This is a genomic window from Acinetobacter sp. YH12068_T (assembly GCF_024606005.1).
GTDB classification, from domain to species: domain Bacteria; phylum Pseudomonadota; class Gammaproteobacteria; order Pseudomonadales; family Moraxellaceae; genus Acinetobacter; species Acinetobacter amyesii.
Window position 1 is genome coordinate 1856667 of the sequence record NZ_CP094555.1, and the last position, 21388, is coordinate 1878054.

The window sequence follows — 21388 nt, forward strand, 5'->3', positions numbered from 1 at the left end:
TCATTTCTGAACCTTTTTTGACGCTATGATCCAATTTAAAAATATCTCCAAGCATTTTGAGCTTAAAGGCCAAACCGTTACAGCACTGGATCAGATTAATCTGGACATTCCAGATGGCTGTATTTTCGGTCTAATTGGCTACAGTGGTGCAGGCAAAAGTACCTTAATCCGTTTAATTAATTTGCTAGAACGTCCTAGTGAAGGGCAAATTATTATTCATGATAAAGACTTTACTGCTTTAAATTCGGCAGAGCTACGTCAAGAAAGAACCAATATTGGCATGATCTTCCAGCACTTCAATTTACTGCAAACCAAAACAGTTGCAGAAAATATTGAAATGCCGCTTAAACTTTTAGGTGTGTCTAAAGCTGAACGCCAAAAACGTTTAAAAGAGTTGCTCGAATTTATTGACCTAAAACATAAGAAAAATGCCTATCCAGATGAGCTCTCTGGTGGCCAAAAACAACGTGTCGGGATTGCCCGTGCGCTTGCCAATCATCCTAAAATTTTACTGTGTGATGAAGCAACATCTGCTCTCGATCCGCAAACCACCAAGTCGGTATTGGCGTTATTAAAGAAAATCAATCAAGAACAAGGCATTACTATTGTCATGGTCACCCATGAAATGGATGTGATTGAATCTGTTTGTGATTATGTTGCGGTAATGGAACAAGGGAAAGTCATCGAACATGGCTCAACCTTAGAGATTTTTAGTCAGCCAAAACACAATACAACCAAAAATTTTATTCAAACTGTATTGCAGCAACAGCTCCCTGTTAATATTTTAAATAATTTAGAAAATCAAAATCATAACAGTATTTATTGTTTAAAATTCCTCGGCAGTTCGGCACAAGAAACCGTCATTCAAGCGGTAATTAAACAGTTTGATATTAGCCTGAATATTTTGTTTGCCAATATGACTGAAATTAATGGTGCGGTGATTGGACAAATGTTCGTTCAGCTATTAGGTGATGCAGCATTGATTCAACAAGCGGTGGCGTTCTTAGAACAACATGGCGTTGAAGTCACTCAAGCAGGAGTTCAGCAATGAGAGATTTAATTGTTCAATGGCTGACTCAAATTACAGCACCCTTTTGGAAAAGTTCTTTGTCCATGGATCAGTTTGTCACTGCCCTACAAGAAACTTTTCACATGGTGTTCTTTGCCATGCTCTTTGGCTGTATTTGGGGTTTTATCCAGGCCGTGATTTTATATGTCTCACGTCCACAAGGCATTTTGCCTAACCGTGTCATCTACCATGGTTTGAACCCGATTGTGAATGCGCTGCGTTCATTGCCATTTATTATCCTCCTGATTGCGGTCATCCCTTTGACCAAAGTCATTGTGGGTACTTCAATTGGTACTTGGGCTGCAATTGTTCCTCTCACAATCTATGTTGGTCCTTACATTGGTCGTCTGATTGAAACTTCGTTGCTTGAAGTGAATGACGGCATCATTGAGTCTGCTCAAGCGATGGGTGCATCTCCGCTGCAAATCATTACTAAATTTGTCCTACCAGAGTCTCGTAGCTCTTTAATTTTAAACTTAACGACTGCAACCATTAGCTTAATTGGTGCAACAGCCATGGCGGGTGCAGTAGGTGCAGGCGGTATCGGTGATCTTGCCATTTCTTATGGTTATCAACGTTTTGATAGTAGCGTGGTCATCATGACCGTCATTGTATTGTTGATTTTGGTACAAATTGTTCAAAGTCTGGGGGACTGGTTATCGAAACTGCGCTAAGCCTGCATAATTCATATATTTAAGCTCTCCTCGGAGGGCTTTTTAGTTTCTTAGATTCTAAAATTTAGTTTTTAATGCCGCAATTAAACCAAAATTTTTTTTAGTTTTAAATTATTTTGACGGCAAATTAGCAACACCATAAAATTTAAAATATAACCTTCAATATTACGTTTACAAAAACTTGAATGAGTACAAAATATCAAAAGAACAGGATTTTATATTCCCCATGGAAACTACACTGACAGCAAAAATTTTCCGCTTAAATTTTTTTCATAACGGGGATATTCATCACTTCAGCAGCATCTGCATCCATTGCTGATTATGACTATGTAACTAGTATTAAGGCAAATGATGTTGACTTAGCCTTACCCTTGCCTGCATCAAAAGCAAATGCATTAATCAGCAAAAATCCAGTAAAGCTTAAATATGAATATTCAGAATGTGCCGGCAATACTGAGTTTCATGTCACATCAAAAGGTAAATTTCTAAAATTTGAAATTTATGCTGAGGACAATCCTCAAGTTAAAAATGATTCATTCTATAAAAATAAAAGCTGCTTCGCCCAACTTGGACAAACCAAAGGGGATGTTTGGATGGAATGGGATAAATCCACTCAAATACGCGATAAAATTCAAATTGGGTCAAAACATCTGATAAGCCAATATGACTATCAACAATTTGTAAAAGACTTTACCAAAAGTGCAAAATTAGCCAATCCAAATGAAGTTGCATATGTGATTTTACTCTCACCGACTCATGCAAAATGCGTGCTGAAAGAGCCTCATAACTATGATTTACCCTATATTGGCAATCTAGCCTTCAACTTTTAAAATAGCAAATTAATAGCTTTTTCAGTTAATCAAGGTATTGCTTGCTAAATGGTGCTTGTGATACAGCGTTTATTGATTAAACAGTGAATTTATAAATCTGCATAAAGCCATGCAATAAACGCAAGTTTGAACTCAGAGCATGCTAAAATCAGCAGCTGTTTTCGCAGGGACTCATCTATGCACTTTGTACATCTTGGTATTTTTACAGAATTTTCCATTACTGAATCTATTGTACGTATACCTGATCTTGTAAAAGCTGCAGCTGCAGATGAAATGCCCGCTCTGGCCATTACTGACCTTTCAAATCTACATGCTGCTGTAAAATTCTATAAAAAGTGCTTAGATAAAGGCATTAAACCCATATTTGGTTCAACCATTCGTTTGAATGATGCTGAACACAAAGCTACTCTTCTAGCGATGACCAATAAAGGTTGGCGCAGTCTAACAGAGTTGGTTTCTGAAGGTTATATTTCAGGTCAACAGCTTGATATTCCTTGCGTAAAAAAAGATTGGATTTTAAATCAACACCAAGACTTGATAGTTTTACTGGGTATGCAAAGTGATGTCGGCAAAATGCTTTGCTCTTCCAACCCGCAAAAAGCTGAACCACTGTTAGCTGAATGGGTCGAAAAATTTGGCAATCGTGTTTATCTAGCGATTACACGAACTGAGCGCTCGGGTGAAGAAGACTTTATTCACGAAGCAGTAAAACTTGCGAAGAAATTTAACATTGGTGTGGTTGCTCATAACGATGTGCATTTTATACGTAAAGAAGATTTCGAGGCACATGAAGCACGCGTTTGTATTGCCGATGGCTATGTCCTCGGTGACAATCGTCGCCCTAAAAATTACAGTCCTGAACAGTATTTTAAAACTGCCGAGGAAATGACGGAGCTGTTTGCAGACATTCCTACGGCTATAGAAAATACCTATCACATTGCGCGACGCTGTAATGTGTCATTACGTTTAGGCTTCCATGACCTTCCCGATTATCCAATTCCTGAAGGTCATACAATTGACACCTATTTTGAACATTTATCAAAAGAAGGTTTAGAAGAACGTTTAGCGCATTTATACCCTATCGAACAACGTGGTGACGACTGGGCAGAAATTCGTAAGCCTTATGATGAGCGTTTGGCTTATGAAGTCGGGATCATCCTGACCATGCAATTCCCAGGTTACTTCCTGATTGTCATGGACTTTATTCAATGGTCTAAAGGTAATGGCGTGCCTGTTGGTCCCGGCCGTGGTTCGGGTGCAGGTTCCTTGGTTGCCTATAGTTTAAAAATTACCGACCTTGATCCACTGCGTTATGACCTACTGTTCGAGCGTTTCTTAAACCCAGAACGTGTATCGATGCCCGACTTTGACGTCGATTTCTGTATTGCAGGTCGTGACCGTGTTATTGACTATGTTGCACGCACTTATGGTCGAGATGCGGTCTCTCAGATTGCAACTTTCGGTACCATGGCGGCAAAAGGTGCAATTCGTGACGTAGCCCGTGTCTTAGGTAAATCTTATGGTTTGGCTGACCGTATTTCTAAAATGATTCCGACCAAGCCTTTAGGTTTAAGTTTGGAAGAATCCATTGAGGCCGAACCACAACTCAAAGACATTGTCACCAACCCATCAAATCCTGATAACGACGATGCAGCCGAAATTTGGGAAATGGCACTCAAACTTGAAGGCATTACCCGTAATACAGGTAAACACGCCGGTGGTGTGGTAATTGCACCAACCAAGTTAACCGACTATTCCGCTGTACTGTGTGATGCAGATGGAACTAACCGTGTAGCCCAATTCGATAAAGACGATGTGGAAGCTGCAGGCCTAGTAAAATTCGACTTCTTGGGCTTACGTAACTTAACGGTAATTGAAGATGCCATTAAGCACATTAATGCCCGTCCAGATATCACTACACCTGTCGACATTTCCTTGATTCCTTTGGATGACAAACCTGCCTATGCTGTGTTCGCAGATGCAAATACCACAGCAGTCTTCCAGTTTGAATCCGTCGGCATGAAAAAAATGCTGAAAGAGGCACGTCCAAGTAAGTTCGAAGAAATTATTGCTTTCGTGTCTTTATACCGTCCAGGCCCCATGGATCTGATTCCTGACTTTATTTACCGTATGCATGGTGGCGAGTTTGAATACTTACATCCATTACTAGAAAGTGTCCTTGAACCGACATACGGCATTATGGTGTATCAGGAACAGGTAATGCAGGCAGCGCAGTTCTGTGCTGGCTATAGCTTGGGTGGCGCGGATTTACTTCGTCGTGCCATGGGTAAAAAGAAAGTCGAAGAAATGATTAAGCACCGTCAGATCTTTACTGAAGGTGCTGCAACCAAAGGTATTGATGCAGATACGGCCAACCATATCTTCGATTATATGGAAAAATTCGCAGGCTATGGTTTTAACAAATCCCATGCCGCAGCCTACGCCCTTGTTGCATATCAAACCGCTTGGTTAAAAGCACATTTCCCTGCTGAATTTATGTCAGCAGTGATGACCTCGGAAATGCAGAACACGGACAACGTGGTGTTCTTAATCGATGACTGTCGTATTAATGGTCTTGAAGTCTTACCACCTTCGGTCAATATGTCTTTATATAATTTCCATGCCAGCGATCCAAAAACCATCGTCTATGGTTTAGGTGCGATCAAGGGTGTCGGTGAAGCTGCCATGCAGTCTGTGATTGACTCACGTATCCAAGATGGCCCATATAAAGATCTGTTTGACTTCTGTCATCGTATTGACCTAAAAAAAATCAATAAGCGCACGCTTGAAGCATTGATTCGTGGTGGCGCATTGGATTGTTTAGGATTAGAACGCGCTGACTTGATGGCGCAATTGCCAGAAGCTGTACAAGCGGCTGACCAAGCCCGTACAAACCGCGAAACAGGGATGATGGATTTATTTGGTGAAGTTGAAGAAGTTCAGCGTAAACCTTCTAAACCTGTTAAACCGTGGTCAGATGAAGTTCGTCTTAAAGGTGAAAAAGATACTCTTGGGCTTTATCTAACAGGTCATCCGATCGATGTGTATCGATCAGAGCTAAAAGCCTTTATTTCACAGCGCATTAATGAGCTTACGCCTACACGACGTGGTGTCACTACAGTATTTGCAGGCCTAGTCGTCGATATTGCCAACTTCCCGAACCGCATGATGGTGACGCTCGATGATGGTACTGCACGTATAGAAGTGTCTGCGAATCACGAACGTTTTAACCGCTTCAAAGATGTGATTCAAAACGAAAAAGTGGTGGTCATTGAAGGTGAAATTTACGAACGTGAAGGTTTTGATCGGCCAATGGGTCGCTTAACTAAAGCCTTCAGTTTGAATGAAATCCGTCAAAAACGTGCCAATGCGATTCAAATTAAATTAACACCTGAACATTTTAGTAAAACGCTCTCACGCGATATCCAAAATATTTTACTGCCTTTTTGCAATGTCGATATGTGTACGCATATCCCTGTGCAGTTATATATTGACTATCCATATGCGACGGCTGACATTCATTTGGGCTTAAACTGGAAAGTTGCCCCACTAGATGAATTACTGTCTAAGCTGCGTGACTACTTCGGTAAAGAATCTTTGCATGTCGAATATCATGTCAAATCCAAAGCAGCCAAAGCGGTAAGTTATGAACAAGCCTCTATTCCTGCGCAGGTTCCGCCACCACCCGATGGGATGAGCATGGATGATGCCATGGATTTATACCAAGCAGAAGCCAATCAATTTTCTTAAAGTTTAAACGCTGTTTGAACTGCTTTTTTAAATAAACATATTGGAAATATCATGAATCAAACTGACAATGCTGCGGTTTCAGCACATCTCTCCCATGTGCGTATTGTCATGGTGAACACAACATTACCCGCAAATATTGGTAGTGCATTACGTGCCATGAAAACCATGGGACTTTCAAAGTTGGTCTTAGTTGCACCGAAGACTTACCCGCATCCGGACATTAATGCCTTAGCTGCCGGTGCTGTCGATTTAATTGATCAAATTGAAATCGTTGAATCACTAGAAGATGCCATTAAAGATTGTCATATTGTCCTTGGTACTAGTGCGCGTAGTCGTACCATCCCATGGCCATTACTTGATGCTCGCCCTGCTGCCGAAATGTCTCTCAAAGCGGTCTGTGAACAACAGCAAGAAATTGCCGTGGTGTTTGGCCGTGAAGACCGTGGTTTGACCAATGAAGAATTGGCAATGGCTAACTACCACGTCACTATTCCAGTAAATACTGAATATGGCGTCTTAAACGTTGCTCAAGCGATTCAAGTCATTTGCTATGAAATGCGCATGGCCGCCCTTGCACATACCGAGTTAACGGCAAATCCTGATGCCAATATGCATGTTACCAATAACATCGATATGGAATGGGACGAACCTTTGGTGACCCATGAAATGATGGAACAGTTCTACCCGCATATTGAAAAAATGCTGGCAGAGATTGAATTTATGGATCCAAAAAATCCAAGATTATTACCTTTACGCTTGCGTCGCCTATTTGGACGTATACAATTAGATCGTATGGAATACCACTTATTACGTGGCATCTTTAGCCGAGTACAGGCTTTAAATAACGGAACATGGAAAAAATCTACAGACAATGAGGATCAATCTAATGCTTAAGCAGCTCAAAGAAGATATACAGGCTGTATTCGCGCGCGATCCTGCTGCACGAAATACGCTCGAAGTCTTAACGACTTATCCAGGAATTCATGCCTTAATCATGCATCGTATGGCACATGAACTTTGGAAAAAAGAGTGTAAAGGCTCAGCTCGTCTATTGTCTTCTTTTAGCCGCTTTGCCACAGGCATTGAGATTCATCCGGGTGCGAAAATCGGTCGTCGTTTCTTTATTGACCACGGTATGGGTGTGGTGATTGGTGAAACAGCTGAAATTGGTGATGATGTCACCCTCTACCATGGTGTGACCTTAGGTGGCACGACTTGGAACAAAGGCAAACGTCACCCAACTTTGGAAGATGGTGTAGTGGTTGGCGCTGGTGCAAAGATCTTGGGCCCATTTACGGTGGGTAAAAATGCCAAAGTCGGTTCAAATGCCGTCGTGACTAAAGAAGTTCCTGCGGATACTACCGCTGTAGGTAATCCAGCACGCTTTATCACCAAAGATAAACCAAAAGATGAAGCGGAAACCCGTCGTCGCGATTATGCAGAAAGTATTGGTTTCCAACCGTATGCTGCAACACAAGACCAAACTGACCCAATGTTAGAAGGTATGCGTGTATTGTTAGATCGTATTCAGCACAATGAAAAACGTATGAATAATTTGTGTCAGCGTTTGTCTCTCCTTGACCCAACGTTCAAAAAGCAACAGCTTAATGAACAACCTTTTAGTCAGGAAGAACTTAAAATCATTGAAGATGTGCGCCGCGAATGCGAAGCTCAAAGTAGTCAATCTAAAGCTTAACCAAAAGCAATCAGAATAAATTGCCTTTAACTTGCATGTTGTTCAGAGTTTTTTTAGACTGACCAACATGCTTTTTTTATAAAATAAATTTAATGGATGAATCATATGACGCTTAAGCCCTTGGCAGTTGCTTGTATTGCTTTAACCCTTGCCGCTTGTGGAAGCGCCCCAACTAAAAATAATGCTCCTAAAGATGCCATGATTTTTGTAGAGCCTGAACTGACTCCACCTTTCTACGCACTCAACCCATTTAACTACGATGCACCACCTCCTTTTGAATTAAATTTACAAAAAGCTGCAGCACAGCCTGTGACTAAGATGGTGGTAACTAGCCCAACCGACCCATCTAAGCAATTAACCCTTGAAGAAAACCGCCTGATTATCCCCACTGTTGACAGCAAAGAACGTTCGATGAAATTTGCTGCTTTAGCAGGTGACAATGAAATCGACATTACTGAAATTGATGATTTCTTACAGCTTGTTGAAGGTAAAGCACGTCACTATCCACCACGTTTTGTTCAACGCCAAGAACGCAAAGGGTTTGAGCTTAAACTCAAGGAAGTTACGCAAAAATTAGATACGCTTGCGTCTAAAGACAATGCTTCTTTTGATATTTTAGTTCGTGCATTTAAAGCCAGTGTGATGGCACGTAACCTTGATTTGGGTTCTGTGTATACAACTAAATCATTAACTTACGCACAACGTATTTTAAAAATCAACCAAGATGATGCAGAAGCAAACTTCTGGTTCGGTTTTGGTTTATCTGAAGGTGGTGGTCAACGTGAAGCGATTCCATACTTAGACAAAGCAATGAAAGCCGGTGTTCAAGAAGCGTATCTTTCTGCAGCAAATAACTATATTGCCATGGAACAAAAAAAGAATGCCATTCAGGTTTTAAAGAACTATAAAGTTAAATATCCACAAGAAGCAGAAGTTGCTGATCGTTTAATTCAAGAAATTGAAAAGCAAGGTCGCTGGAATGTTTGGCAAGTTTTAAATCCACCTAAAGCTGCGTCTTAAATCTGACGATTTAAAAAATTCTTTTGAAAAAAGACCGTTCTAACGGTCTTTTTTCATTTAAGGTGAATTGAAAATCCTGACAATTATCGTATGATTTGAAAATACTTAACCTTATGCGCGGCCTCTTTATGCAGCAAAATATTAAAAAAATACTGCTCCTTGGAATCATAAGTACAAGCGTACTGAGTGGATGTCAGGTCGTCAGTGTCAAAAATCAAAAACTCAATGTTTCGATTGCCAATGAACGTGAAAGTATTATTTCTCGAAACAAACTTAGCGAAGCCAGTTTAAATGTCTTGTCGATGACAGGTCGGGAAGCCAAAGCCTGCACAGAAGACCCGAAAGCCTGTGTTGATGAGTTACAACAAATTCCTCAGATTCAAGATGAACAATTACTTTCTACAGCAAGTGAATTATATTTAGCTAAAGCTATAGAATATGAATCTTCTTCAGCCTGCAAGTTAGGTGTGCTCAGTAGTCACAAATCTGAAGAAAAACAAAAAATTGAACAAGACACTTATAATAAGTGCTTAGATCAACAATTGATACTTCTCGATAAAAGTATTCGCTATAGCTATGCGTACATGTTTAAAACCAAACGTGCGCCTGCTGATCGTATTTTTGATAACCGTCAAGTTCAAATCCGTGATTTCTATAATCAAGGGATTGCCAAATTGGTTAGCAGCTATGCACTACGTTATAAGCCGCAAGAAGTCACCCAACAGATTAAAGTCGGACAAACCACCTATCACATAGACTTCAGCCACTACCCAGAACTCAAAAATCGTAAAATTGAACAATTGATGTCAACCTATAATCTTAACTTCTCAGGTTTACGTTCAATTACCCGTCGAGATGGTTTTGGCTCCGAATTTCTTGTAGTTTTACCCGAAGAACATACGATTGAAACAGGCAAAGCCAAATATATTATCAACCCGATTGATTTTAAATATCCGTCTGGTTCAAATCCTAATATCCATCAAGCGCGCTATTTAGCTGCAACCTTAACGGCTGAACCACTAAGCGCTGCAACTACAGTTGATCAAATTTTGAATCAACATGAGTTTCAAATTAAAGCTTACGACCCGTATAAGTATGAACAGGTCAATATTGCCAATAAAAACTATGCGCTTGCTGCCAATTTTTCTGCTCCATATGGTCTTTGGTTAGCACAAAATAACTTGGGTAAGGCAGCTTATTTATCACTGATTGACCGAGATGAAAAACTGACGATGCCTCATCTCTACATGCTTGAACCATATAATCCTGACAAGAAAGTTATCGTCTTGGTACATGGTCTTGCTAGCAGCCCTGAAGCATGGATTCGTCTGACTAACGATATTATGGGCGATTCAGTGCTACGTGAACATTATCAAGTATGGCAAGTCTTCTATTCAACTAATATGCCGATTATTGAAAGCCGCTTCCAAATTTATTCCATTTTGACTCAGACCTTTAGCAAAGTAGACGCCAATGCCGCAGCTAAAAAAGATGCTGTTCTAGTCGGTCATAGTATGGGCGGCATTATTGCACGACTACTGGTCAGCCAAGCCGATACCACGCAAGCAGCTTTGAAAATGATGAATTCACGTCAATTAAATCAGTACCGAAATATTCCAGTAGTGAAGCAACGTATGGTGATTGATGATATTCCTAATTTCAGCCGTGCAATTTTTTTGGCTGCACCTCATCGTGGTACAGAATATGCAGATCGCTGGTTTACCAAAGCCGCTCGAAAAATTATTAAACTCCCAGGAGCTTTTTTATCGGCTATGGGTGATGTGTTAACTCAAGAAGAAGACCTGAAAGATTTATTTCGTGAAATTGACCATGGCTTGATCCAAAATGGACCAAGTGACTTAAGTCATCAATCAAAATTTATCGCGCTCACTGAAGATATTCAGCCGCGTAAGGGTTTGAAGTTTCATTCAATTATGGGAAATAACACCAACAGTCAAGATAAAAATATTATGACGGATGATATTGTACCATACACTAGTGCTCATCTAGAGGGTGCTGTTTCAGAAAAAATCATTAAAGGGGGTCATTCGATTCAAGAAACCCCTGAAGCTGTACTCGAACTACGCCGTATATTACGTTTGCATTTGATTGAACTTGGCCTCTATAAACCATAAAGCAATACAGCATTTAAATCGATCTACATATTTTAAAAACCGATCTCAGGATCGGTTTTTTTTATTTCTGCATTTACTTGAATATGCCATTATTCACGTAATTACTATATAAGCTTTTTTTTAATCATTTTAAAACTCATAGGCACTCGTTAAACTTTATATAAACCTTATATTGGAGATAAATTATTGTAAAATAAAGACAAAATATTGTGCGCTTTTCCTAATTATTTTATGAGCATATCGAATTATGAAATTATAAGGCTTAAAGTCACTTCATCTGGATGAAATTGGGGGTTAAATCATAACTATATTGAATAAAGTATATTTTACGTCAAGTTTATAATCCATTTATCAACCGCTCTACCGTAATGAAGCGGCGAAAGAATTTCGTTTTCGCGGAATCATTATTTTTCTCCTGTATGCCCTGTCATGTACGGGGATTTATCAAGTGATTCCATAACGCAGTTTTGTAGATTCCTCTGTATATTTGGGTAGTGTTTATCATTCTGATTGCATGGGATTTATCTTTTTTTCCGCATTAAACCCTTATTTTAATGTTTATACTTGTCTAGGCTCGATGTGCGCTGTTGCGATCATATTTACTATGATTTGTAATGATCACAATGATGCGCTATTACATGCAGCTATGAAGTATGCCTTGGTCATCATCTATGCCTTTGTTGGTATGCGTTTTTATCTTGCCATGGTTGCGGGTTGGTAGAACATGACCCACTGACTGGGCTAACAAACCGTCGTCAGTTATACGAAGCTTTAGAACAGCTATGGCATTATGCCCTACGCCATCAACAGCCTTTAAGCATCATGGTGATCGATATCGATTTTTTTGAAAATTAAAATGATCATTTAGGTCATCAGGCGAGTGACATCTGCCTCACACAAATTACTGAGGTTTTGTCTCAAATCACCAATCGAAATGGTGAGTTAGCTGCACACAATGGCAGCGAATAGTTTTTACTCCTCTTTAGGGTGTTAACTGAAGCTGAAAATTGAACCTTTGGCAGCCGATTTATTATGCAGAATTTAATCACTCGCACTTCCACATCCAGCCAGCCATATGTCTAAATTTGTGAAGATTGGCATCGGTACGGAAACGATCATTCCATCTAAATCTGATAAAATTCAAAAATTTATATTGGCTGCCGATCAAGCGCTTTACCTTGCAAAAGGCAGCGGTCGCAACCAATATCGATTAGCTCAGGCTGAAGCGCAGCTTGATGTTTGAGTCAGTCTATCGCTTTGTAAATGTATCCATTGTTGAATTTACACACAGACTTTTTAGCGTTTATAAATAATATTTTGACTGCTTTTTTTACATGCAGACAAATCTTTTCTGGCATTTTCCTGTCACTTTTTTTGCTAGAATCAGCAACACGATTTGTTAACGTACACCTGTGGTTTTGAACGAAGAGACAATATAAATATAAGGACTTTTTCTAAATCCAATTTTCATCAAAACAGTGTTTTTCGTTTAGCAGCGCACAAATTTTTATTTTAAGGTATTTCGTTTCATGCAAGCTGATAATTCCAAAGTTGACCTTTCAACCCTGACCCCGATGATGCAACAGTACATGTCAGTCAAAATGCAAAATCCGCATTCACTGATGTTTTATCGGATGGGTGATTTTTACGAGCTCTTTTTTGAAGATGCGCATAAGGCAGCAAAACTTTTAGGAATTACACTAACACATCGTGGTAAAGCCAATGGTGAACCTATTCCTATGGCTGGTGTCCCATACCATGCTGCTGAAGGCTATTTAGCCCGCCTTGTAAAAAAAGGTGAAACGGTGGTGATCTGCGAGCAAATTGGTGAAGTGACAGGCAAAGGGCCGGTTGAGCGCGGAATTGTCCGTATCATTACCCCGGGGACATTAACGGACGATGCACTGATTGCCTCTCATCAAAGTTCAAATTTAGTCGCAATCTGCTTACAACAAAATCAAATCGGGATTGCTTTACTAGACCTCAGTGCAGGTATTTTCAAAGTTCAGCAAATGGACTATCAACTGGAACAATTGACAATCGAACTTTCTCGTTTAATGCCGAGCGAAATTTTGATTGATGAAGATCTTATTGATCCGAATATTGTCGAGCAAATTAAACGTCAATTAGACTGCCCTGTCACTAAACGTCCAAACGTCGACTTCAATTTAAATAACGCACAAAAAACGCTGTGTGACCAATTTGCAGTTGCCACACTTTCAGGTTTTGGTATTGACCATTTACCTTTGGCGAAAGCTGCCGCAGCGGCTTTGATTCACTATGCAAAAGTGACTCAAAAAACTGCTTTACCACATATCCGCAGCATTCAACTCGAACAAAGTAGTGATTTTGTCGCGCTCGACCCCGTCACTCGTCGTAACTTAGAACTGATTGATCCCCTATTTGAACATGGTACTTCCCTGTTCCAACTAATCAATGATTGCCAAACTGCGATGGGTGGCCGTCTATTAAGTCGTACCTTGATGCAGCCTTTACGAGATACCGCTTTATTGGATGCACGTTTAGATGCATCACAAGCGATGCTGCAAGGCTATCATGAGTCTCCGATCCGCTTAGTTCTCAAAGAAATTGGTGATATTGAACGAGTGCTATCTCGTGTAGCTCTCGGCAGTGCTCGTCCACGAGACCTAGTTCAGTTACGTCAAACTTGTGCACAAATTCCCTATCTTCGACATGCACTTGAACCGATCATTCAGTCACACCAATCTAAGCTGATCGCTCAGTTAAATGATGAAATGGGTGATTTTCACGGCTTACATGAGCGTCTCATGTCTGCCATCGTAGAAAACCCGCCAGTGCTTTTACGTGATGGAAATGTGATTGCCGAGGGTTTCGACACTGAACTTGATGAACTACGTAAAATTCGTGACCATGCGGGACAATTCCTCATTGATCTTGAAATTAAAGAGCGTGAACAAACCGGAATTTCAACCTTAAAAATTGGTTATAACCGAGTTAGTGGTTACTATATTGAACTCACTCGCGCACAAGCTGAACAAGCACCTGATCATTATATTCGCCGCCAAACCCTTAAAAATGCTGAACGCTACATTACCCCTGAGCTGAAATCATTTGAAGATAAGGTGCTTTCAAGTGAGTCACGTGCATTAGCGCGCGAAAAAATGCTTTTTGAACTATTACTCGATGAATTACGTGCAGATATTGGCAACTTACAAATGATGAGCGCCGCTATAGCGCAAATTGATTTACTGGCTAATTTTGCCCATCAAGCTCGATTACGCAATTGGTCACGTCCTGAATATAGCCCTGAAGTTGGGATCAAAATCAAAGCCGGACGTCACCCTGTTGTGGAATCTCTGAGCAAATCGGCATTTACCCCAAATGATACCAGTTTGGACTTTAATCACCGTATGGCGATTATCACAGGGCCAAATATGGGCGGTAAATCGACCTTTATGCGCCAAACTGCCTTAATCAGCTTATTAGCCTACTGTGGTAGCTTTGTCCCTGCCCAATCTGCCATTTTAGGGCCTATCGACCGGATATTTACCCGTATTGGATCTGCCGACGACTTATCTACAGGCAAATCAACCTTCATGGTGGAAATGACTGAAACCTCTCAGATTCTTCATCATGCAACCAATCAATCACTGGTACTGATGGATGAAGTCGGACGTGGTACGAGTACCTATGACGGCTTATCTTTGGCATGGGCATGTGTACTCGATCTCACGCGTCGCATTAAATGTTTATGCTTATTTGCAACGCATTATTTTGAGCTCACTGAATTAGGCAAAGACGCTAATATCGATAACTATCATGTAACTGCTCGTGAGCTAAATGGCAACCTGATCTTACTGCATAAAGTTCAACAAGGCCCGGCGAGTCAAAGTCATGGTCTACAGGTGGCAAAGCTTGCAGGTATTCCTGCGGCAGTGATCAAAGAAGCACAAAATCGCCTTCGTATTTTAGAAACTCAGCAAAAACAGCAACTCAATACGGCTGTACAAACCGATCTATTCTCGGCACTCGCAGAGCCCGAAGTCATTGAACGTGTGGTGGAAGTTGAAAAAACGTCGCCCGTACTTGATGCCTTAGCAGATTTAGATGTCGATAACTTAAGTCCACGTGAAGCACTACAACAACTTTACGCCTTGAAAGATTTACTTAAGATCTAATTAAGCAGAAACGATAGATAAGAAACGCAAAGAGCACCTATAAAGGTGTTCTTTGCATTGACACCATTCAAACGCGTAAATTAGTGAATGTTTGCTATTTACTACTGCGGCTATTCAACAATAAATTGATAAAAAATTAATGTTGTTAAATGTTTCATGCTTAAAATACACATTAAAAATATTGTTCGATAAACAGATGTAATTTAATCAGTTTTTGAGTATGATTCTCATTCATTGTGAAATTTACATAAATTGTTCAGTTTTTAGTGATTTTAACAGCACTGCATATAATAATTATCAATAAAAGGAATTGTTAGTTACCCTATTTTTTGCCTAAAATACACCATTAGTTTATTAGAACCATATTTTTTAGGTAGCTGTCGCCATGACCTTTGTTGTCACTGAAAACTGTATTAAATGTAAATATCAAGACTGCGTAGAAGTTTGCCCTGTTGACTGTTTCTATGAAGGTCCAAACTTCCTTGTTATTAATCCAGATGAATGTATCGACTGTGCGCTATGTGAACCTGAGTGTCCAGCTAACGCGATTTTCTCTGAAGATGAGTTACCTGAAGGTCAAGAAGTATTTATCGAACTTAATACTGAACTTTCTCAAAAATGGCCGAACATCACTCAAATTGGTGATCAACCTGCCGACCGTGAAGAGTGGAACGGTAAAGCTGATAAATTACAATATCTTGAAAAGTAATTTTACGCTTTCATGAAAAGATCAGCACATGCTGATCTTTTTTTATACTTAAAGCACACATTTCATTGCAAATTATTCAAATTTTCTCAATCAAATTGGATTAAAATAGAACGAGTTTATAAATAATTGATTTCTATAATGAAGCATTTACTCAAGGGATTATTGTCCGTTGCAATATTTCCTCTTGTTTTCATTGGTTGTACAACTACACCACAAAAACAAGGTCACACTATTACAACTCCCGACGGTAAACGTATTTACATACCTCAAGAAAAAGTGACGACCATCAGACAAGCCCCGCCTAAAGTGGTGCCTTATGCGTACAACTCATGGGTAGCGTCTGTTGATAATTTACGTCGCGTTCGAGACTATGAAGTCTTTTTAGAGAAAAATGGTGTAGGCAATATCATCCCTTCATTTGAGCTGATGCGTACTGCACGTGATTGGCAAAAATGTGGTCGCTCAGAATATATGGTGCCTAACCGTGAATTATGGCAAAACCAAATTGCGACCTTACGTGTCTTTAAATATTTAGTTGCTGCAAATATCTTAACGGACTTTGAAGTGACTTCGGTTTATCGTGATTTGCCTTTGAACCAATGTGCCGGTGGTGCAAGTTCATCTCGTCACCTATATAACTCGGCGATTGATTTCCGTATTGGACCTGCGTACCCGCAGCCCGAAGATTACAGTTATATTGAAAATACCAAGTTCCGTTTATGCCAATTTTGGTCACAACACGGGCAGAGTCTCAATATGGGATTAGGTTTATATGCCAGCGGACAAATTCATATTGATACTCAAGGCTACCGTACTTGGGGGCCTGATCACTCAAGTCGCTCATCAATGTGTAATTACTAAAACATTACATCGTCATATCAAGACCTCTTCGGAGGTCTTTTTTGTACATAAAATATTCAAATATAGAACAATAAATTGCGATGTTGGTGGAAAGGTTTAAAATGCTTGCATCAATCACGAGGTGCGACAACATGCAACAAATGTGGACAGACATTGATGCTTACATCGATTCACATTTAATTCCTGAAGATCCAATATTGACCCAAACACTTCAACATACGGATGAACGTGGCTTTCCTGATCATCTTGCTGTAGCGGCTAATCAAGGCATGCTGCTTCAAATGTTAATCCAAATGAACAAGTGTAAACGCGTTTTAGAACTTGGAACTTTTGCAGCCTATAGCACCATGTGGTTAGCACGTGCATTACCTGAAGATGGTTACATTCTGACCATTGAAGGTCGTGATACACATGCTGCCCTCGGTCAAGAAAATATTGATAATGCAAAGCTTGCACAAACGATAGAACTGAAATGTGGTCGTGCGGCAGATATTTTACGTGCCCTTCCTGAAGATACCGAACCTTTTGACTTTATTTTTGTCGATGCAGACAAACAGAGCTACCCTGAATATTTAGAATTAAGTTTAAATTTATCTCATTCAGGTACAGTGATTGTTTTAGACAATGTAATTCGTGCAGGTGAGATTCTAAATGCTGAAAACCACAAACCAAGCATTGAAGGTATCCGTGATATGTTCAAAGCCATGCAAAATCATCCGAAAATTTTATCTTGCACAGCACTTCAAACTGTTGGTTGCAAAGGTCATGACGGTTTTGCAATTGCAATCGTTAAATAATCTCAATCGAGGTGTTTTTTAAACACCTCGAATAAAGGTATAAAAAACAATCAATATAATATTTTATTTTAAAAACAATTACTTACAAACACTACACACAGAGTTATCCACAATTTTTGAGGATAACTCTGATTATTTTTAAATCAACAACTTATTATTTATTTACTCGTAATTGTCCGTCTATTAAATCAACTCTGTTCGTTTGCTCAACTTATTTTACAACCAACAATGGAACACTGGAATTTCTGAAAATACTGGTAGTGATACTGCCCAAGAAGAACTGATGGATTTTACTGTGGCTAAAAGCGCCAAGTATGATTAACTGAATACCATGCTCTTGTTGATAGTCCAGAATATTTTCCGAAACATCGCCATAACGGTATTCTGTCACCACATCGAGACCGGCATTGGTTAAATAATTTTTTGGATCATCCAAGATTTGTGGGTGATCTCCAACATAGACCAAATGACATTGTAAGAGTTTGAGTAGATCACTTTGTGCCACACGCTTCATTAACTCAACGCATTTAGGCGAATATTCATAGGCAAAAATAAAGCGAGTCGGTGGTTTAAACGCTGGTCCTACGGTCATAACTGTACAACTTGCACCACGAATAAAGTTTTCAACATTACTACCCAGCGGCTTATTACGCTCTGCTGAACGTTCACCAACGCGACCAATTAAAACAATATCGTCATCTTGCAAAATATTAAAACTTTGCTCTAAGAAGTCACCCTTTTCCTGAATATGGGTGGTTTGAATACCATGCTTATCTTGGATCATTTCAGAAATGTGTTTGAGCAAGTTATTACTATAATCTAGCGCTAAATCACTTTGTTTTTGTTCTAACTCCGCGAGTTCTTTTAAGAGCATGGCATTACTTTCAAACCCAATCACGCCGCTAATTTCACCTAAGTGATAACTTGCCGGATAGTAATCAAGTATTTGCAGTAAAACCAACTCACGGTGAGTTTGTTTAGCAACCCAAGCAGCAGCATCAGCTAGTGCATTAATGCATGGAGAAGAGTCGATACAGGCGATAACTCGTTTCATGATTAGCCCTCGTTTTATTATTGCTTGGCTATAAAATGTTGTTTGTTATTTTTAACTTATCACAACTCTGTTTCACTGTGCATGCATTTGTGTAAGCATAAAAAATATTTATGACCTATTTGGCGATTATTTATTCACGATATCGAATGAATTTTGCAGGATTTCCCGCAATGATTGCACGCGCTTCAACATTTTTCGTCACCATACTGTTCATGCCGACTACAGCCTGCTCAGCAATGTGAATACCATCCTTGATTCCAACATGCGCACCTAACCAAACATCATGCTCTATCTCAATCCCTTGTGAACGTACAGCTTGTTGATAGATCGGTTGATTGACATCCATTCCATGATCAAAAGCGTATAAATGGCAATATGCCGCCATACGAACTTGATCATGAATTTTGATGCCCACTCGCCCACCATCTAAAATACAGTGATGATTGATCGCCACTTCATTGCCTATTTCTATTGGGCCATGCAAAGTGCAATCCGCCGCAATAAAGCTGTTATCTCCAATAACAATCTTACGTCCCGGTTCGGCAAAAATATGAGCCAATGGCGATATAAAACAGTTTTCACCAATTTCAACGGTTTCCATCGATTTGAGATAGTCTTGATATTCCTGTTGCCAAGCTTCAGCCCAACCACGATTTTTTGGTTTGAGTGACCAATATAACCAAGGCATATAATTCAGACGATGCTTATGTTGCTCTCGATATTTCAATAATGGATCTTGTTCATTCATCTTCAGCAGCCTCAACGATATGCAATTGTTCACGTCCGCGAGTTACATCTTGAATCTTTAACTGTAGCGGTTGGATTTGATGAATTTGCAATGATGCAAGTACATTTACGCCCTGCGCTGTATATTCTTCCTGAAATTCAATTTGCTGCTGACTGAGTTCGTATTGGAAAATTGCCCATTCATTAAACTGACAACTAAACTGCACTTTTTTCTTCTCAATAAGTTCAATTTTTTCAGCTTGTAAAAGGCATTGACCTGCACAGCCACCATAGGCACGTACCAATCCCCCTGTCCCGAGCTTAATTCCGCCATACCAACGATTAACCAAGACCAACACGTTGGTCAGATCATTCCCTTCTATGGTTGCTAGAATGGGCCGACCTGCTGTGCCTGAAGGCTCACCATCATCATTAAAACGTACGGTATGTCCAATTTTCCATGCCCAACACTGATGTGTTGTTGAGATATCTTTATTGGCTTCGAGAAATTCTTTAACGGCTTGTTCATTTTCCACAGGAACTGCGATGGCTTGAAAACGACTTTTTTTAATGTCTTCTTCATATTCAAACTGTGCGGCGAGTGTAAATGGCATAACGTCTTTAGATCCTGTATCAAAGGATATTATAGCGTTTTTTGAAAGACTTACATCCACAAAAAAGCCCCCAATGCTGGAGGCTTGATTGGCACTGCGCTATTAACGTTCGCGAAGTGCTTCTTTTGCTTTATTGAATGGCTTGATTAAGTACTCCAGTACAGTTTTCGAGCCGGTACGGATATCAACTGTCGCCACCATACCCGGAGTGATACTAAAACTTTTACCTTCTTTATTGCTTAATTTATCACTATCTGTACGGATATAAACACGATAATAGAACTGATCTTGTTTCACTTCATCACGTAAAGTATCTGGTGAAATGACGGTCACTTTACCTTTTAGACCACCATAGATCGAATAGTCATATGCCGTAATTTTCACTAAGGCTTCTTGACCCGGACGAATAAAAGCAATATCTCGCGGTGAAATACGTGCTTCTACCAAAAGCTGTTCATCCAAAGGTACAATAGTCATCAATTTACCATTTTGCGGAATCACACCACCCAATGTCATCACATCAATCTCTTTGACCACACCACGAACTGGAGATTTAAAAACGGTACGGCTGAGTGTATCTGATTTGCCTTTCACCACTTGTTGCTGTGATTCAATATCAGTATTGGCTTTCGACAATTCTTCCCGTGATTTTACCAAATATTGGTTACGGACATCATTTAACTGATTTTGTAAGTCATTCGCTGAACGCTTTAAACGAAGTACTTCAACTTCACTTGCTGCCCCTTTAGCAACAAGCGGCTCAGTCATGGCCAATTCTTGTTGAACTAACACCAATGCCTGTTTTAAGCCGGCAACAGATTCTTCCAAGTTTGCACGACGTGAATGATATAAAGCTGTTTCTTCCTTCACTAAAGCTGGAATCTTTTGAACATCTTCAGGAAAGGTTAATGGTGTACCATTCACTTCTGCACGTAAACGTGCTGCTGTCGCACGTGATGCCACAAGTAAAGACTCGGTTTCACCAACATTTGATGCGAAGCGTGTTGGATCGAGTTGCGCAAGGACTTGACCTTGTTCAACAATTTGACCTTCCTTCACATTCAACTTGGTTAAAATACCTCCCTCAAGCGACTGAACAATTTGTTCTTTCGAAGATGGAATCACTTTACCTGTCCCTGTAGAGACTTCTTCTAATTTAAACAACCAAGCCCAAACTAAAAGGATTGCCAGACCAATCGTAATAATCCAAATGATTAAACTCGATTTCGGTAATGGTGGCTCTTTAAAGCTGACTTTGGTCGAGCGTTGTATTTCTTGTTTATTTTCACTCAT

Annotated in this window: 18 protein-coding genes; 14 read left to right on the plus strand and 4 right to left on the minus strand. The window is 39.9% G+C overall.

Features of this window, described 5'->3' with window-relative positions:
* Positions 1–25: 25 nt before the first annotated feature.
* From MST18_RS08975 to MST18_RS09040, 14 genes are all read left to right on the plus strand, one after another.
* The gene (locus MST18_RS08975; RefSeq protein WP_180133055.1) at positions 26–1051 is read left to right on the plus strand and encodes a methionine ABC transporter ATP-binding protein; all 1026 of its coding nucleotides are present in this window, start codon (positions 26–28) and stop codon (positions 1049–1051) included.
* The gene (locus MST18_RS08980; RefSeq protein WP_078188742.1) at positions 1048–1743 is read left to right on the plus strand and encodes a methionine ABC transporter permease; all 696 of its coding nucleotides are present in this window, start codon (positions 1048–1050) and stop codon (positions 1741–1743) included. The genes MST18_RS08975 and MST18_RS08980 overlap by 4 nt, the downstream gene beginning before the upstream one ends.
* A 371-nt stretch (positions 1744–2114) precedes the next feature.
* Entirely contained in the window at positions 2115–2573 is a 459-nt protein-coding gene (locus tag MST18_RS08985; protein ID WP_218952700.1) for a hypothetical protein, read from the plus strand.
* Between the two features lie 177 nt (positions 2574–2750).
* A complete protein-coding gene (gene dnaE, locus MST18_RS08990; RefSeq protein ID WP_180133054.1) occupies positions 2751–6323 on the plus strand; it encodes a DNA polymerase III subunit alpha in 3573 nt (1190 codons plus the stop codon).
* Between the two features lie 51 nt (positions 6324–6374).
* A complete protein-coding gene (locus tag MST18_RS08995; RefSeq protein ID WP_180133053.1) occupies positions 6375–7217 on the plus strand; it encodes an RNA methyltransferase in 843 nt (280 codons plus the stop codon).
* The gene (cysE, locus tag MST18_RS09000) at positions 7210–8019 is read left to right on the plus strand and encodes a serine O-acetyltransferase (RefSeq protein WP_180007755.1); all 810 of its coding nucleotides are present in this window, start codon (positions 7210–7212) and stop codon (positions 8017–8019) included. The genes MST18_RS08995 and cysE overlap by 8 nt, the downstream gene beginning before the upstream one ends.
* A 105-nt stretch (positions 8020–8124) precedes the next feature.
* A complete protein-coding gene (locus tag MST18_RS09005; RefSeq protein WP_078193555.1) occupies positions 8125–9039 on the plus strand; it encodes an ABUW_2363 family tetratricopeptide repeat lipoprotein in 915 nt (304 codons plus the stop codon).
* 128 nt (positions 9040–9167) lie between these two features.
* Complete coding sequence (locus MST18_RS09010; RefSeq protein WP_078193556.1) at positions 9168–11174, plus strand: triacylglycerol lipase; 2007 nt, start codon at positions 9168–9170, stop codon at positions 11172–11174.
* Positions 11175–11888: 714 nt separating this feature from the next.
* Positions 11889–12029, plus strand: a complete 141-nt coding sequence (locus tag MST18_RS09015) for a GGDEF domain-containing protein (RefSeq protein WP_257227509.1) — start codon at positions 11889–11891, stop codon at positions 12027–12029.
* Positions 12030–12249: 220 nt separating this feature from the next.
* Positions 12250–12417 (plus strand): hypothetical protein, encoded by a 168-nt coding sequence (locus tag MST18_RS09020; protein ID WP_257250005.1) that lies wholly within the window; start codon positions 12250–12252, stop codon positions 12415–12417.
* Between the two features lie 286 nt (positions 12418–12703).
* Positions 12704–15334: a DNA mismatch repair protein MutS gene (gene mutS, locus MST18_RS09025; protein ID WP_180133052.1), complete on the plus strand. Its 2631-nt coding sequence runs from the start codon at positions 12704–12706 to the stop codon at positions 15332–15334.
* Positions 15335–15719: 385 nt separating this feature from the next.
* Positions 15720–16043 (plus strand): ferredoxin FdxA, encoded by a 324-nt coding sequence (fdxA, locus tag MST18_RS09030; RefSeq protein ID WP_004651686.1) that lies wholly within the window; start codon positions 15720–15722, stop codon positions 16041–16043.
* A gap of 138 nt (positions 16044–16181) precedes the next feature.
* A complete protein-coding gene (locus MST18_RS09035; protein WP_078188751.1) occupies positions 16182–16904 on the plus strand; it encodes a D-Ala-D-Ala carboxypeptidase family metallohydrolase in 723 nt (240 codons plus the stop codon).
* Between the two features lie 131 nt (positions 16905–17035).
* Positions 17036–17701 (plus strand): O-methyltransferase, encoded by a 666-nt coding sequence (locus MST18_RS09040; RefSeq protein ID WP_078193558.1) that lies wholly within the window; start codon positions 17036–17038, stop codon positions 17699–17701.
* 211 nt (positions 17702–17912) lie between these two features.
* On the opposite strand, the gene MST18_RS09045 is transcribed toward MST18_RS09040, so the two are convergent.
* The 4 genes from MST18_RS09045 to MST18_RS09060 all read right to left on the minus strand — a co-directional run bounded on the left by MST18_RS09045 (position 17913) and on the right by MST18_RS09060 (position 21388).
* Positions 17913–18755: a universal stress protein gene (locus MST18_RS09045; protein WP_180133051.1), complete on the minus strand. Its 843-nt coding sequence runs from the start codon at positions 18753–18755 to the stop codon at positions 17913–17915.
* 130 nt (positions 18756–18885) lie between these two features.
* On the minus strand, positions 18886–19503 hold the full coding sequence (locus MST18_RS09050; RefSeq protein WP_111883779.1) for a DapH/DapD/GlmU-related protein: 618 nt from the start codon (positions 19501–19503) through the stop codon (positions 18886–18888).
* Positions 19496–20095, minus strand: a complete 600-nt coding sequence (locus MST18_RS09055) for a YigZ family protein (RefSeq protein ID WP_180133050.1) — start codon at positions 20093–20095, stop codon at positions 19496–19498. The genes MST18_RS09050 and MST18_RS09055 overlap by 8 nt, the downstream gene beginning before the upstream one ends.
* Positions 20096–20197: 102 nt before the next feature.
* Positions 20198–21388 carry an HlyD family type I secretion periplasmic adaptor subunit gene (locus MST18_RS09060; protein ID WP_078193562.1) on the minus strand — a complete coding sequence of 397 codons (1191 nt, stop codon included), beginning with the start codon at positions 21386–21388 and terminating at the stop codon, positions 20198–20200.